Source organism: Spirillospora sp. NPDC000708 (assembly GCF_040299565.1).
Lineage (GTDB): Bacteria > Actinomycetota > Actinomycetes > Streptosporangiales > Streptosporangiaceae > Spirillospora.
The window spans coordinates 1-15,367 of the sequence record NZ_JBEPCJ010000154.1 but is presented as its reverse complement, the minus strand read 5'-3'; the positions used below and the strand labels follow the sequence as shown (position 1 = coordinate 15,367).

The 15,367-nt window shown below is 68.4% G+C and carries 10 protein-coding genes and 2 pseudogenes; 7 read left to right on the top strand and 5 right to left on the bottom strand.

The features are described 5' to 3' along the window. A pseudogene (locus ABT299_RS50340) lies at nt 1–729 on the top strand (IS5 family transposase); the annotation flags it as partial. 110 nt (nt 730–839) lie between these two features. Here the strand turns inward: ABT299_RS50340 and ABT299_RS50335 are convergent. Then, nucleotides 840–1,457 (bottom strand): TetR/AcrR family transcriptional regulator, encoded by a 618-nt coding sequence (locus tag ABT299_RS50335; RefSeq protein ID WP_500255189.1) that lies wholly within the window; start codon nt 1,455–1,457, stop codon nt 840–842. Between the two features lie 128 nt (nt 1,458–1,585). Between ABT299_RS50335 and ABT299_RS50330 the strand changes: the two genes are divergently transcribed. Genes ABT299_RS50330 through ABT299_RS50320 form a run of 3 tightly spaced genes read left to right on the top strand, consistent with a single transcriptional unit; the run spans nt 1,586 to nt 3,996 of the window. Then, nucleotides 1,586–2,410, top strand: a complete 825-nt coding sequence (locus tag ABT299_RS50330) for an enoyl-CoA hydratase/isomerase family protein (RefSeq protein WP_387028357.1) — start codon at nt 1,586–1,588, stop codon at nt 2,408–2,410. A 2-nt stretch (nt 2,411–2,412) separates the two neighbouring features. Further along, on the top strand, nt 2,413–3,333 hold the full coding sequence (locus ABT299_RS50325) for an MBL fold metallo-hydrolase (protein ID WP_500255188.1): 921 nt from the start codon (nt 2,413–2,415) through the stop codon (nt 3,331–3,333). Between the two features lie 51 nt (nt 3,334–3,384). Beyond that, nucleotides 3,385–3,996: a cysteine hydrolase family protein gene (locus ABT299_RS50320; RefSeq protein WP_387028354.1), complete on the top strand. Its 612-nt coding sequence runs from the start codon at nt 3,385–3,387 to the stop codon at nt 3,994–3,996. Nucleotides 3,997–4,431: 435 nt separating this feature from the next. Here ABT299_RS50320 and ABT299_RS50315 read toward each other — a convergent pair whose 3' ends face one another. Both ABT299_RS50315 and ABT299_RS50310 read right to left on the bottom strand, forming a co-directional pair. After that, complete coding sequence (locus tag ABT299_RS50315) at nt 4,432–4,839, bottom strand: NAD(P)H-dependent oxidoreductase (protein WP_500255187.1); 408 nt, start codon at nt 4,837–4,839, stop codon at nt 4,432–4,434. 650 nt (nt 4,840–5,489) lie between these two features. Continuing rightward, nucleotides 5,490–6,302, bottom strand: coding sequence for a VOC family protein (locus ABT299_RS50310; protein WP_500255186.1), 813 nt, complete (start codon nt 6,300–6,302; stop codon nt 5,490–5,492). Between the two features lie 1,628 nt (nt 6,303–7,930). On the opposite strand from ABT299_RS50310, the gene ABT299_RS50305 reads away from it, so the two are divergent. Continuing rightward, nucleotides 7,931–9,973: a SpoIIE family protein phosphatase gene (locus ABT299_RS50305; protein WP_500255185.1), complete on the top strand. Its 2,043-nt coding sequence runs from the start codon at nt 7,931–7,933 to the stop codon at nt 9,971–9,973. 1,397 nt (nt 9,974–11,370) lie between these two features. Here ABT299_RS50305 and ABT299_RS50300 read toward each other — a convergent pair. Both ABT299_RS50300 and ABT299_RS50295 read right to left on the bottom strand, forming a co-directional pair. Next, a pseudogene (locus tag ABT299_RS50300) lies at nt 11,371–11,544 on the bottom strand (TetR/AcrR family transcriptional regulator C-terminal domain-containing protein); the annotation flags it as partial. A gap of 85 nt (nt 11,545–11,629) precedes the next feature. Then, nucleotides 11,630–12,781, bottom strand: coding sequence for an epoxide hydrolase family protein (locus ABT299_RS50295; RefSeq protein WP_500255184.1), 1,152 nt, complete (start codon nt 12,779–12,781; stop codon nt 11,630–11,632). A gap of 62 nt (nt 12,782–12,843) precedes the next feature. On the opposite strand from ABT299_RS50295, the gene ABT299_RS50290 reads away from it, so the two are divergent. Further along, nucleotides 12,844–13,971 (top strand): helix-turn-helix transcriptional regulator, encoded by a 1,128-nt coding sequence (locus tag ABT299_RS50290; RefSeq protein WP_500255183.1) that lies wholly within the window; start codon nt 12,844–12,846, stop codon nt 13,969–13,971. Between the two features lie 1,078 nt (nt 13,972–15,049). Continuing rightward, the coding region (locus ABT299_RS50285; protein WP_500255182.1) for an MFS transporter at nt 15,050–15,367 on the top strand (318 nt) is incomplete at its 3' end.

The window sequence follows — 15,367 nt, the reverse complement described above, 5'->3', positions numbered from 1 at the left end:
AAGCGCCACGCCGGCCGTGAGCGGTTGGACGACCGCCGGGTGTTGTGCGGGATCTTGTTCGTGCTGCATACCGGGATCCGGTGGGAGTTCCTGCCCCAGGAGCTGGGGTTCGGCTCGGGGATGACGTGCTGGCGGCGGCTGGCCGAATGGCACCAGGCCGGCGTGTGGGAGCGGCTGCACCGGCTGCTACTGGAGGAACTGCACGCCGCCGGGCAGCTGGACTGGTCCAGGGCGGTGATCGACAGCTCTCACGTACGGGCATTGAAAGGTGGCCCAAAACCAGGCCGAGCCCGGTCGACCGCGGCCGGCCGGGCTCCAAACACCACCTGCTGACCGACGGGCACGGCATCCCGCTCGCCTTGTCGGTGACCGGCGGGAACCGCAGGCGACGTCACGCAGTTGATGCCGCTGCTGGAGGCGGTACCACCGGTCCGGGGCCGGGTCGGCCGACCTCGGCGATGACCCGGGCGGCTGCTGGCCGACCGCGGCTACGACCACGACAAATACCGGCGCCTGGTCTGGGCCAAGGGCATCAAGCCGGTCATCGCCCGACGCGGCAGTCCACACGGGTCCGGGCTGGGCGTCCACCGCTACGTCGTTGAACGCACCATCGGCCTGCTGCACTGGTTCCGCCGCCTGCGCATCCGCTGGGAGATCCGCGACGACATCCATGAGGCCTTCATGACCCTCGCCGCAGCCATCATCTGCTGGCGACGCCTCGTCCGCTGATTCTGTTACGACCTCTTAAGGGCGGAGCGGTGGCGGGTGGCGCCAGCCAAGGCGAGGTGCTGGTCGGCGGTCAGGATGTCCGGGCGGGACGGGTCGGTCCAGGGCCGGCGTCAGGTCGAGGGGGAGAGGCCGGGTGGTGGGGTCGTCTGCATGCGGAGGCCGTCCATGAGCAGGGAAAGTAGCTGGTCGGCTTCTTCTGGTGTCTGTTCGGTGGCCAGGGCGATCGCGTGGGTGAGCCTGAGCAGTTGTGAGGTGCCGATGTCAGGACGGACTGCTCCGGATTGTTGGGCTCGGATGAGCAGGGACTTTCCAGCCGCGCGGATCAATTCCTGGCATGAGGCGGGAGACGGTTCTTGTCCGGTCGCGGTGGACATGAGCCAAGATGCCACGCCTCGGTAGGTGGTGACGTGTGCGACCAGGGCCCGTAGCCAGGTGACCAGCGCGTCATCGGGCGACTCACGGCCGTGCAACTCTTCCGCCTGGGCGCACAGCGTCTGGACGCGGTCTTGGAAGACCGCGTCCAGTAGGGCCTCCCGGCTGGGGAAATGCCGGTACAGCGTAGCGTTGCCGACCCCCGCGTCACGGGCGATGTCATCCAGGGGGGCTTCGGCTCCGTAGGCGGCGAAGGCGTCCCTGGCCGCCGCGAGGAGCCGATCGTAGTTGCGGCGCGCATCGGCGCGCATCGGCCGCTGTGCTGCATCAGGCGCGCTGGTCTCCGGCTTGATCACTTGCAGGTCCCTCGGTCGGTGCTTGCTAAGCAGGGAGTGTCCCCGTATTGTACCCGTATCAAACCGGGGACAGTCCCTGGTTATGTCCTTCGTGTCGGCGAGGGACGTCGGGTCAGGAGGGACGGGCGATGTCCAAGGAACTGGACGAGTGGCATGACCGCCTAGGCGGGTTCGTCGGGCGGCCGACGTTGGAGGAGTACGCGGACAAGTACGCCGACCACTTCGTCATGGAGCGCAACGGCGGGGTCATAGAGCTGCGCATGCACTCCAAGGGCGGCCCGGCCATCTACTCGCTGGGGCTTCACAACGCTTGGGGGCAGGCGTGGCAGGAGATCGGCAACGACCCGCGTAACGAGGTCGTGATCCTGACAGGGACGGGTAACGCGTGGCTGGCCGGCGTCGACCCCGCCTCCTTCGCCCAGCCGTTTCATGAATGGCCCAGCGATGTCGCCCATGAGCTGTACTACGACGCGATGAAGCTCCTGGAGAACCTTGTCTTCGGAGTCGATGTCCCCACCATCGGGGTGGTCAACGGTCCCGGTTTCCACACCGAGTTGGCCCTGTTCTGCGACATCACACTCGCCGCCGAGGACGCGGTCTTCTCCGACGGGCACTTCGCCGCCGGGCAGGCGCCGGGCGACGGTCTGCAACTGGCCTTCCAGTTTCTGCTGGGGCCCAAGCGGGCCGCTCATGCCCTGTACACCAGCGATCGGATCGATGCCCGCAAGGCGCTGGACCTGGGACTGGTCAACGAGGTGCTGCCCGCCGACGAACTGCTGCCTCGCGCCCGGCAGATCGCCCAGGCGATGATGGACAGGCCCCGATCCACGCGACGCCTGACCCACGCCATCGTGCAGCGCCCCTTCCGGCGGCGTCTGCTGGAGGATCACGGTTTCGGCATGGCCCATGAGCTCTTCGGCATCTTCACCGACCGGCCCGGCCGACGGGGTTAGCGGTGGGCGGCTATGACGGCGGCGCCACCGAGGCGACCCTGGACTGGTACGGCTGCGCGACCTTCCGCCTGACCATCGGCGAGCTGGTGGTCTTCCTCGATGCCTACATCGATCGGTTTCCCGGTGCGCCGGGACCCGACGTGCGCACCGACGATATCGACACGGCCGACTGGATCGTGATCGGTCACTCCCATTTCGATCACTTGTGGGGCGCCGAGCGCATTGCCCGGCGCACCGGCGCCACGATCATCGGCAGCCACGAAACCATCCGGATCATGGAACGCGAGGGCGTTCCCGACGGCCAACTGTTAGCGGTCAGCGGCGGCGAACGCATCCGCCTGTCGGCCGACGTGACCGTCGCGGTCTACCCCGGCTTGCACTCCTCGGTCTGGACCCACGAATTCCCCGCATCCGATCAAGCATGCCTGGGCGATCTGTGGCTCACGTACCAGGAACGCCAGGTCCGTGAGGCCGAACGCCCCCCGGGCAGCGGGCTGGCCGGCCTCTCACCCCAGATGATCGCCCACTTCCAAGCCGGCGATCAGAACCCGCGCGGCGATGGGGGAGCACTTCTCTACGTGTTCGAAACCAGCCAGGGCAGCCTCCTTTTCCAGGACACCTCCGGGCACTGGAGCGGCGTCCTGCGCGACCTGCGCCCCGACGTGGCCATCCTCGCCGCGACCGGCAGGCCCACCATCGACGGAGAACCGATCCAGGGCAGCATCTCCGACTTCATCGCCCGGCAAGCCCAACTCCTGCATCCCGCACGCGTGATTCTCAGCCACCACGACGACTTCCTGCCCGGCCTCACCATCCCCGCCGACACCGGCCCGATCCGCGCCGCACTGGCCCGGGCGGCACCCCATACCGAACTGATCGAACTGACCTACACCAGCGGCTACCCGCTGTTCGCCAAATCGTGACGGCAAACCGAACCGGTCGATCGCCGGAAATTGACTGTGCATAGGTGCATTGTGACCTTTCATCGCGACCCGACAAGGACCGGCCTACTGCTGGTCGACCCCTACAACGACTTCCTCAGCGAGGGCGGCAAGCTGTGGCCGCGCCTCAAGGAAGTCGCCGAGGAAGTGCATGCGCTGGACCATCTGCGCACCATCGTGAACACGGCGCGGCGGGTCGGAGTCCAGATCTTCTTCGTGCCCCACCACCGCTGGGAACCGGACGACTACGAGGATTGGAAATACCCGACCCCCACCCAGGTGGCCTCGGGCAGGCTTCAGACCTTCGCCAAGGACACCTGGGGCGGCGCCTTCCACGACGATTTCCAGGCCCAGCCGGGCGACGTCGTCATCAAGGAGCACTGGGCGCAGAACGGTTTCGCCAACACTGATCTGGACCACCAACTCAGGCAGCGCGGGATCGACCACGTCGTGACCGTCGGCATGCTCGCCAACACCTGCATCGAGTCCACCTCACGTACTGCGACGGAGCTGGGCTACCACACGACCCTGGTCAGGGATGCGACTGCTGCGCTCAGTCGTGAGGCGATGCACGCCGCCCACGAGATCAACGGGCCGACGTTCGCACATGCGATCGTGACCACCGACGAACTCGTCACAGCCTAAAAGGTCCCCCCCGGGGGGCGATTTGGAGGGTGTTTCATCCTGCGGTTTCTGTTTGGTTCCGGGTTCAGGTTCCGCGCCAGGTGGGGGTGTTCTCGCCGGTGAGGCGTCGGGTATGAAGTCGGTCTTGGTGATGTGGATCACGGCTGGGGAGCCGGCAGGGAGGGATTCGTAGTCGCGGGCCAGGCGGCGGTGCAGCATGAGCCGGCCCAGGGTGCGTTCGACGACCCAGCTGCGCGGCAGTGGGGCGAAGCCGCGGGTGCCCGGTCGGCGTTGGACGATCTCAGTGCTGTACCCGGCCTGCATCGTGCCAATCGGAGTCCGGTCTCCTGTCGGGGATGCCGCCGAGCCCCCGCGAAGCGTACCGTTCCTGGTCTTGCGCAGGACCGATCGCGTAACCGACCGGCCCGTTGTCGGCGGCGATCTGGCGCCCGATTGTCATACCGGGACTACCTGACGATCGCTTTCGACTCGGGCGAGGACACGCTCGGAGATCTCGCGTCGCGGGTCCGCGCCCACCAGGACACCGTGGTCGTCGACGTGACGATGGGCGTAGCCGACCGCGACGTCGAGGTCGGAAAGGATCTCGGCGCCGGACCGCCGGAGCAGGTCGGCAAGCTGCACCTGGGCGAACGCGCCGCCGAAGCGGTTCGGTGAGGCGCTCATCAGCACGACGCGCTTGCCGGCCAGCGGGCGAGGCGGTGCGAGGATTCCCAGCCAGTCGACGACGTCCTTCATGTTGCCGGGAATGCCGCGGTTCAGTTCCGGCGTCACCAGCAGAAGCACATCGGCCGCCGCGACCCGGTCCCGCAAGGCCGCGACGCCCGGCGGGAACGGACGTCCCATGGTCGCGTCGACACGGCCGTATAGTTCGGCGAATCGTTGCGGCCTCTGTCCAGCGCTGCCGGACCGACTCCAGCTCCCGCCTCAATGCGCGCCGCCCGGCGCCACCTCGCCAGTGCCGCTCAGCGCCCTCACCCACCGCGTGGTTCACGTAACCGGCCGCCCGGTTTGGGCGCAACGGATCGTTTCCGTCATGCGCTCGCAGGAACTCGGAGAGCAACGAGTGGCCGCCACGCCTCTGGATTCAGTAGTTTCTCGATGACCGCCCGTGGCGGGTCCAGGCACCGGCGCCGGCGCCGACCAATGACCGCACCTGATGGACCTCCCGCCGCTCTGTAGTCGCGGGCGGCGAAGTCGCGGTCGTGAGCATCGGTGAGCGGGGCCCCGTCGATGCCGCTGTGCTCCAGCCAGGTGAGGAAGGTCCGAATCCGGGAGTCGTAGGCGCGGCGGGTGTCGCCGTCCAACGGCGCGCGCCGCAACGCCGCGGCATAGGCGGCGTGGATCGCGGTGGGTACCGCCTGGTATCGCCGTCCCACTCGGATGCCTCGCGATATCAGAAGCACCTGCTGTGCCGTCCAGTCGGAGCCGCCTCCGATATCCGGCGCGTCCTGATGGACGGTTCGCCACAGCCATGAGATCACGGGGACGGAGCATTAAAGGGGCAGGGTGGGGCGCAATTTCCTGCGGACCTTCGGGTCGGGGGCGATGATGCCCAGCCGCGCACCGGTCGGGTCGGTCAGGACGGCGTACCGGCCGATCGGGATCGTGGCCGGGCCGACCCTGACCTTGGCGCCGAGCCTCGTCGCGCGGACGGCGGCGGCATCGCAGTCGGCGACCTCGAAATAAGTGATCCAATGCGGCGGATGGGCGGCCGCCCACAGCTCGTCCATGAACACCATCCCTGCCACGGCCTCGCCGCCTTTCCTGAACTCGGTGTAGGGCCGGATGTCATAGTCGCGCTCCACCCCCTGCCAGCCGAACACCTGGCCGTAGAACTCGCGCTCCACTGCGACGTCGCGGGCGGCCAACTCGACCCAGACCGGCGCGGACGGCTCGTCCACGACCCTGACGCCGCTGAAGTCGTGGGTGTCGATCACGGAGAAGTCGGCGCCCTCGGGGTCGGCGAACATCGCCGCGCGGCCCAGGTTGCCCAGATCCACGGGCTCGATCAGCTCTTGCCCACCGGCCTGCCGCACCGCCTCGACCGTGCGCGCCATGTCGTCGGTGCGGAAGTAGCACGTCCACGACGCGGGCTGGGCGGGGTCGGCGAGTGGCTGGAGCCCCGCGACCTCGGGGCCGCCCTGGCCGAGGGTGAGGATCTCCAAGTCACTGCGGTGCGGCACGACCAGCGTGTAGAAGTCCCAGCCGAACAGTTCGCGGTAGAAGCGATGGGACACCTCCAGGTCTGGCGTGGCCAGCTCGACCCAGCACGGCCATCCCGGACGATGTTCATCTATCCATGGCACCTGACCACACCTTTACCTGGGAGAACGCCCGTAGGGCCCGCTTTCCCGCCGGTGACACCAGCCAACCTCACAGAACGGCCAAGACACCCCAGTGCGGGCAGGTCCGCTGACCGGTTCTGCAGGGCCGTTTCACCCAGCGCCGACTCGGTCTCCCACCGCTGGGTGCATCGCCTCTCTCAACAGTTCGGTGGCCCGCCTGGTGACGACCAGCTCGGTCTCCAGTTCGGCGATCCGGCGGGTCTTGCCGACACCGTCCACGCCCGACAGCCCGACACGCCCAGGCGGGGGCCCTCGGGGAGGAGCGGAACGGCCAGGTAGCGACCTCCTTACGAAGGTAGAGCCGGTGCCCGGGGGTTGGCGGTAGGTCGAGGTCGAGTGCGGACGTTCATTTAACGATCTGTTGCGGCCGGCTCCGGGCGCGCTGTTGGGCGAACCACGCGGTGGGGGTGGGGCGTCTGAGCGGCATGAGAAGATCTGTCAGAGATCAGCGAACGCCGAGAGACGCCACCGCCGAGAAGATGCGCCCGGCCGCCCCAGGCGCCGGGCGATGTATCGGATAACGTGCCCGAGTCGCGCATCCGCCGCGATGGCGGATCCCCGGGCCGGCGGAAGCGGCTCGGCGCACATGTACGCGATAACAGTTAATTATCACGTACATCACTCCACTACTCGTGTCGCTTCGGAGGGCTCGTTGAGCCACTGCCCGCGGCGGTAACGAGATTTCCGCGAGGCTGCAACGCGCGTACGCGTGCGTTGCGACCCCAGCCGTTTGCGCACGTAGAAGGCAGTAGCCTCCCACCCGTGCGCTGGGAGGACGTGGTCTCGTGTCTGCCGCTGGTCCAGCTGGGGACCGGGCGGGACATGCAGCCTGCCTACCTCCTGGGGTGAGTCTGGCAGGAACGGACCCGCGAGTGGCTCGGGATCGTCGGCTATCCACGCGTCGCCGGTGAGCCGCCGGCGGCGCAACGGGTCCTGGCCGAGGTGCGCGGCAGCTCGATCCTGCCGTTGGAGCCGCCCGCCGCGTACGCCGCGACGTGCCGCGCCTGCAGCTCGGCGCCGACGGCGTGGTGGGCCCCTGGGAGAAGCCGCCGCCGAGTGACCCCTGACGCGGCGGCCGGGTCAGGAACCTCACCCGGCCGCCGGCGGGACCTCACTGTGCCGCGGTGGCCTGGTCAGCGGGCCGCAGTTGGAGCCGAGGCCGGCCCGCTCAGCCACCCTCTGAAAGGCCCTCAGGACCCCTCATAGGGTCGCGCTCAGTGCCGTCCAGCACAGGGAAGACCGGCCAGCCCGTCTGAAGGGGAAGGGATCAGGCCCGAGCCGGGCGTCGGCCGCGCCGGTGGCGGCTCACCGACGTCGAGGCTTCCGCGCTTTCGCCCTCCACCTACGGCGCCCCGGGAGGAGCCCGTCTTGCCGGCCTTTTTTGCTCATACTCTGAACGCCCGTTCTTTTAGCCCTGTCCCGCACATGCGTCTTAACTTCTCTTTGCGGAGATAAATCCTCGTAGGGAATTAGTCGGATCCGTCAGTGCCTAGCCTGGCGTAATGGGACGGTTAGTGACAGGCGTGAAGTCTGCGGGGGCGGCGCCGCTGGGTACGCCTGCAGCGACGGGGGACGCGCCTGCGGTTGTCGTGCTCGACCTTCAGGGGAAGGTGGTCGGCTGGACGGGGGCCGCGGAGCAGCTGCTCGGTCATCACGAGCCCGATGTTCGCGTTCGTGGTGGCGCAACCGTGTTCACACTGGACGTTGTGACACCGACCTTGCAGGAGCGGTTCGGCGAGGAAGACTCCTGGTCAGGCCTCCTGAAGGTTCGTCACAGCGACGGCGGCGTGATTCTCGTCCACGCCGAAGGGTGGCGGATGAGTCTGCCCGGATCCTCAGACCGCTGGCTGGTGACGATGAGCCCGGTCGACTCGGACACCGTTCAAGCTCCAGCGGGTTCAGAAGAGTCAGTGGATTCACAGGCGAGCATCGCCCCACGCTCGACGCGCCTGGTGTCGGACGCGCTCGACCGCCAGTCGCCGGTCGCCGAGGTGGTCTGGGACGGCGATCTGCGGTGTGTCTGGCGTAACGCCCCGGCCGAGCGGCTGGAATCGATCTTCCCCCACTTCCAGCTCGGGCGCTCGTTGACCGAGCCTCCGCTCGGGCCCATGGGCCAGGCCTTTGAGCAGGGGGTGCGCAGGGTTCTTGAGCACGGCGTCCCGCTGATCGAGAGAGAGACCTGGCTGAGGGCGCCGGACGGGAGTCGGGAACGCGCCTTCTCCAGCTACTTCTACCGCCTCGATGGGGCTGACGGCCGGCCGTTGGGCGTGTGCACCGTGAGCGTGGAGATCACCGATGCCCGAATCGGTGACCGGCTGTCCCTGCTCGGTGAGGCCAGTGTCCGCATTGGCAGCACGCTTGATGTGATCAAGACCGCTCAGGAGGTGGCCGACCTGGCGGTACCTGATTTCGCCGATCTGGCCATCGTCGATCTTGCCGAGTCGGTCCTTCCGGAGCCTGAGTCTCTGGATCGGCTGGATTCCACCGACGCGAGCATTCCGGTGTTCCACCGCGCGGGGCTGGCGTCCATCCGCAGCGGGGCTCCAGAGGCGATCTACCAGCTGGGGCAGCCGGTGTTTGCGGCCCCATCCTCGCCCTTCGTCAAGGTCCTGGCCACCGGACGCTCTCACTTCGAGCCCGTCATCGACACCTCACCCGACGGCTGGCTCGGCCAGGATCCAGACCGTGCCAGGGTCTACCACGACGTCGGGATGCATTCACTGATCATCGTCGCGTTGCGGGCCCGCGGTGACATCCTGGGAATCGCCCAGTTCTTCCGCAGCGACAACTCGGCACCGTTCATCAGCGACGACCTGCGGTTCGCCGAGGCGCTGGCCACACAGGCCGCGCTGAGCCTGGACAGCGCACGCCAGTACGCCCGCGAGCACTCGACCGCCCTCATACTGCAACGCAGTTTGCTGCCGCACCGCCTGACGGGAGCCGGTGTCCTCGCGGTAGCCGCGCGCTACCTGCCCTCCGAAGACGTCGGCGGTGACTGGTACGACACCATTCCGCTGAGCGGCGGCCGGATCGCCCTGGTCGTCGGTGACGTCACGGGCCACGGCATCAACGCCGCAGCGACCATGGGACGCCTGCGCACCGCCGTCCGCACCCTCTCCCACCTGGACCTGCCACCGGATCGACTGCTCACCAGCCTCGACGAACTGGCCAGCTCCGGAGATGGCGACGACGTCGGGGAAGATAACACCGGCGCGGCCTTGGGCACCTCGGGAGCCACCTGCCTGTACATGACCTACGATCCGGCCGCCCGGCTGGCCACCATCGCCTCGGCCGGCCATCCGCCGCCGGCGATCATCGACCCGCGCGGAAAGGTCACCTTCCCCCACCCGCCGGTGGGCCCACCGGTCGGCCTGGGCCTGGGCATGGCCTTCCCCTCCTTCGAACTCGACCTCACCGAAGGCAGCATGATCGCCCTGTACACCGACGGCCTGATCGAGACCCGCCAGGCCGACATCGAAACCGGCATCGACCGCCTCGGCGACGCCCTGGCCCACGCCACGCCCGCGCTGGAACAGTTCTGCGACACCATCCTCAAGACCATGATCAAAGGCAGGACCGAAGACGACGTCAGCCTCCTCCTAGCCCGAATCCTCACTACGGAGACCTCCTGATCCCACCTGGGTGAAGGTGAACACCCGAGCCCGAGTCTCCGAAATCTGCCCCGCTCGCGCCGGTCCCGAGATTGGCGTCGCACAACAACGCTCACGGGACTGTACGGTTTTCGGTTTCGGCGCCGTCGGCTATGTCCTCACCGGCGCCTTCACCGGGGCATGGTCGTCGCAACCCGTGCCCGCCGCCTTGCTGCTGACCCACCTGGCAGGGCTCACCGCGCTCATCGGCTGCTCGGTCTGGAGGGGGGTGACAGGACGAACCGCAGTCGACTCCGAGTCACTGGGCGCGATCAAAAGAAGCTGCGCCACCGAAGCAGCCCGCCGTCCTGGGCCCGCCTCCGCCGTGGCGGTGCATTCGAGCCTTGCCCATCCATTCACGGGCTTTGTGTACGCAGCGGTCACAGCCGAGCGCATCGAATCCTCCCGCTCTGCCCCGGGCACAACTAATGTGTCCATGCGCGAGACACCGGGCTGGGCGTTCCTGTGGAGCACGGCATGGCGCCGAGGCTTCGCCCTCACCAGCGACCAGCAAGTCCCCGGCTCACACCCGGGGACGCTGGAGCCTCCGGCCAAGGCGCCCAGCGCATTGAGAAGCGGCACGCCCCGTCGATCCCGAACGCTAGGGCACGTGTCCCTGGCCACCGGCCGTTCCCGCACCCAGTAACACCCCGCCGTGTAGCACCCTCGTCACGCACGAGCAGACGAAGCCCGGGGGCCGGACCCATAGGGCGGCACCCGATTCATCCAGGTTCCGCACCCCCGGAACTGACACGGACCCCAACTTGCCGAGCGGCCCAGCCAGCACCGAATCCAGTGGCCTGGTCGAGCAGGATGCCGGGCGGCGCCGGGACAGCGTGGCGCTGAAGCCCGAGGTGCTCGGGAACCGGCGCTACGCGCATGCTTGGGGAGAGAATGCTCGCAAGGAGGTAGTGGAGCGGAGCTGGCTCGGTCGGCGGAAGCTCGCCGCCGGCACGGAGGCGGCAGCCGAGGACCTCTTGGGGGACGGGAGGCGCTCGCGTCTTCGCTAAGGCGAAGAACAGCGGCAGCTTCAGGAACTAAGGCGTCCTAATGCGCACGAATAGGGCGTCGTCCTGATGTGGGGCTCGGGGCCTTAGGACGAATCTTGTACATGTCGGGCCGAGAGGGCCCGGCAGGAACAAGGAGCAGGGCATGTACAGCATGGATATCAGTCGGGTCATCATCGCCGACCGCGTGCGCGAGCGGCAGGCCGAGGCGCGCAACGCCCGCCGCGCCCGGCTCGTCAAGGCGCTCAAGCGGTGACTCCTGCGCAGCGCCCTCACCTGCCAACGCCCCCGCCACACGACGGGGGCGTTCTCTTTTTGCGGCATCGGAGTACGAGGAACAGCGGTACGAGAACGTGCGCTGGCGTGCATGGCCGTCTCGGCGGGGGCTCCGGCGGCGGTCAGTGCGGTGATGAGGTCGCCGAAGGCGGCGGCAGCTTGTTCGCCCGGGTCGGCGACGGTGGAGATCAGGCGGGCGCCGTCGCGATGGGCGAGCATGGTCGCGCGAGTCGCCCGGGCCAGTCCGCACAGCCGCTCCTGCCAGGGCGCGCCTCGGAGCGGTGAACGGCTCGTCTTGCGCGACGCCGAGGTGGACGGCGACCAGGTGGGCGACCATGGCGTCCAGCAGGGTGGTTCAGTCCTTTCGCAGTGCCGCGAAGAAGGCGCGCAGGTCGGCGGTCACCGCGTTGGGGACCTCCAGCGAGGCGAAGTGGCCGCCGGTGGGGAACTCGCTCCAGTGCACGATGTTGGTGTTGTCGCGCTCGGCGAGCGAGCGGATGGTCTGGAAATCGTCGGCGAAGACCGCGACGCCGGTCGGCGCGGTGTTGACGGCCGGTTCGGCGCCGGAGTGCGCCTCGGCGTAGTGGTAGCGGCCCGCCGTGGCCTGGGTGTTGGTGAGCCAGTAGAGGGTGACCTGGGTGAGGATCTGGTCGCGGGTCACCAGGCTCGTGCCGTTGCCGAAGGAGTTGAACAGCTCGCTCCAGGCCAGCTGGCCGACGGGCGAGTCCGCGATGCCGACCGCGACGGTCTGCGGCCGGGAGGCGTTGATCGCGTTGTAGCCGCCGACCGACTGGAACCACTGCATGTGCTCCAGCGCCGCGTACTCCTTGGGCCCGAAGCCGGCGAACTCCTCCGGGTCGCCCGAGGGGAAGGAGAACAGCTGCAGCACGTGCATGCCGAGATATCCGGGCGGGTCGAGCAGCCCGAGCTCCCTGGAGACCATGGCGCCGCCGTCGCTGCCGTGCGAGCCGTAGCTCTCGTAGCCGAGCCGGCGCATGAGGGCGTCGAAGGTGCGGGCGACCCGCGCCATCGTCCAGTCCCCGCCGGACAGCGGGGTGCTGAAGCCGAAACCGGGGATCGAGGGGACGACCACGGAGAACGCGTCCTCGGCCCGTCCGCCGTGCGCGACGGGGTCGGTGAGCGGGCCGATCATGTCGAGGAAGTCCACGAACGAGCCGGGGTAGGTGTGGACGAGCAGCAGGGGGGTGGCGTCCGGCTCGGCGGAGGGCACGTGGACGAAATGGACGGTCTGGCCGTCGATGTCGGTGAGGTAGTGCGGGAACTGGTTCATCCGCGCCTCCTGCTCCCGCCAGTCGAAGCCGTCGCGCCAGTAGTCGACGGTCTCGCGCAGGTAGCCGTTGGGCGTGCCCAGGTCCCAGTTGTCGACGGCGGCGGGACGGGGCAGCCGGGTGTTGGCCAGCCGCAGGGCGAGGTCGTCGAGTTCGGCTTGCGGGATCTCTACGCGGAAGGGGCGGATCTCGGTGGAAGCGGTCTTCGTCGTCGTCATGCCCTCACGGTAGGACCCATATAGGAAGATTCACTTCCTAATGGTGCGGCATCATGCAGATCATGCTGGAAACTTCGGCGAGACTGCTCGCCCTGCTCTCGCTGCTGCAGTCGCGACCGTCCTGGCCGGGCTCTGAACTGGCCGAACGCCTCGGCGTGAGCGGCCGCACCATCCGTACCGACATCGCGCGGCTGCGTGAGCTCGGCTATCCCGTGGACGCCACCCGCGGCACGATCGGCTCCTACCGGCTCGGCGCCGGAGCGAAGCTGCCGCCGCTGCTGCTGGACGACGAGGAGGCCGTCGCCATCGCGATCGGGTTGCGCGCCGCGACCGGCATCAGCGGCATCCAGGACAGCAGCGCCCGTGCCCTGGCCAAACTAGAGCAGGTGCTGCCGCATCGGCTGCGCCGCCAGGTGGCGGCGATCCACCAGTCCACCTCGCAGGGGCCGCACAACACCGGGTCCAACGTCGAGGACCCCGAGGTCGACGCGGCGGTCCTGGCACAGATCGCGGAGGCCGTCCGCGACCGCGAATGGTTCCGCTTCGAGTACAACCCCGGGCCCGACGACCGGCCGGGCGAGCTGCCCTCGGGCACGGCGGCGACGTCCGGGCCCAAGCTCGTGGAGCCCTACCGGCTCGTCAGTTGGGCGCGCCGCTGGTACCTGGTCGGCCGTGATCCGCGGACCGGCGCCTGGGCGGCGTTCCGGGTCGACTGGATCACCCCCCGCATGCCCACCCGCCACGTGTTCACCCCGACCCCGCTGCCCGGACTCGACTACACCGGCTTCGTCCTACGCGACGTCGCCTCGACGGGCTGGAAGGTGCACGCCCGGATCACCGTGTTCGCCTCCGCGCAGGAAGTGCTGTCGCGCATCAACGCCACCGTCGGCGTCGTCGAGTCGGTCAGCGACGAGCGGTGCGTCCTGGTGACGGGAGCCGACAGCCTGGAGACCATCGCGGTCTACATCGGCATGCTCGGACTCGACTTCGAGGTCACGGGCCCGCCTGGGCTCATCGACCATCTCGCGGTCCTGGGCGAACGCTACCTGCGCGCGATCAGCCGGATGAGCAAGGGCCACGCCAAGCCCGCCGACAACGACCTCCAGATGCCGAATGCCGGCCCATCAGGACCCCGGCTGAACTCAACGACCTGCGATCCATCCGGCGAAGACCCGACGTCACGGGAGTGATCAACGCGCCACGCCGCATTACCCCAGCTTAAGCCACCTAGCTCAATAATCGAGCGGTACGAGTTCAGGACGCTTACTGCCTGAGGGCGGCGGTAGCGTATCGCCAGCTTCCTTGATCGCATCGAGGCAGACGGTGCTCAGGAAGGATGCTCTGGCCTGCGAAACGGACAATAGGAGCGCGTATTCGCCTTGCTGGTGGATGAGCGTGCAAGCACGGGTAGTCCCTTGCCGTCCCGGTCCTCAACGAGCTGGATTCGCTCCGAGGCGTCACCACGCTGTCGGACGAGGTCGCTCTTCAGGGTGCGTCGGTAGCGCCTTCCCTCGAGGCTGTAGGAATAGTTGTGGCAGGCACTTGGCACCTCGGCCGAGACCAGCCGCCGGGTGGCCGCATCGGACAACCGTAGGATCGTCTCCTGGACAGTGATGCCTCGTGCTCGGTCGGTCCACAGGGCCAGGGCAGCAGGCGCCGATGACGATTTGGCGGACTTCGCGGATCGCGCGGAAGGTGGCGCGCGGGGCATACTCGGCCGGGTCTTGGCCTTCGGCGGGATCGTCGCTGGGATTGAGGTCGTACGGCAAACGCAAGTACGCGCTACGGCACGTCGATGCAGGTCCGGCGTAGATGGCGAGTAGGGGCGTCGTCGGATGGGCTGGCCAGCGCGTGCGTCCCGCCGAGTTGGGCGGCGGAGGAGGTGTCGCCGAGGTGGGTCAATCGGGTTGGAGCAGGCGGTTCCGCGCGTGCTGGGCAGGGCGCCCGAGACCCGGCCCGTTGATGCCACCCGTGTGGCTGATGCGCTTGAGATCATCGACTGGTCTCGTTCGACGAGCGTGGCGGTGAACGAGTCGACCGACGCCACTCCGGGATCGGCCGTCCAGGTTTCCACTCGTGCCCGGCGTGCCCGCCACCGCGCCAAGACAGCTACTCGTCTGTCCCCGTGGCCCCACTTGACCGATGGCTCGGTGGGGGCACCGGCCGCTCCTCATCGTCTTGGTCAGCACTGGCGGCCGGGCTTGACTCTTGTAGCGTGCGGGTGGGCTTCGGTCTGACCCGTCCATCGGTGCCGTAGCGTGCCCGTTCGTGCCGGTGAAACCGACGCTCGTCAGCGTCCTGAAAGACCCCGCCGTCGCGCCCCTGTTCATCGCCCGCGCGACCTCGGCGATCGGGAACGGCTTCGGGCGGGTCGCGCTCGCCTGGGGAGCCCTGCACCTGGGCTATGGTCCGGGCGGACTGTCGCTGGTCCTTGCGTGCCAGGCGCTCCCGCAACTGCTGCTGGTGCTCGTCGGCGGGATCATCGGTGACCGGGTCCGCCGGCAGTACGTCCTGGTCGGCGCGGACGCCTTGGCGGCCGCGACGTGGACCATGCTGGCGGTCTGCTTCACCGGCCGTTCCGCGTCG

Excerpts from the sequence above, each read along its gene's own strand:
- ABT299_RS50315 (WP_500255187.1), bottom strand. The coding sequence starts at position 4,839 with ATGGGACGTCCGTTCCCGCCGGGCGTCGCGGCCTTGCGGGACCGGGTC.
- ABT299_RS50290 (WP_500255183.1), top strand. The coding sequence starts at position 12,844 with ATGCTGGAAACTTCGGCGAGACTGCTCGCCCTGCTCTCGCTGCTGCAG.
- ABT299_RS50330 (WP_387028357.1), top strand. The coding sequence starts at position 1,586 with ATGTCCAAGGAACTGGACGAGTGGCATGACCGCCTAGGCGGGTTCGTC.
- ABT299_RS50295 (WP_500255184.1), bottom strand. The coding sequence starts at position 12,781 with ATGACGACGACGAAGACCGCTTCCACCGAGATCCGCCCCTTCCGCGTA.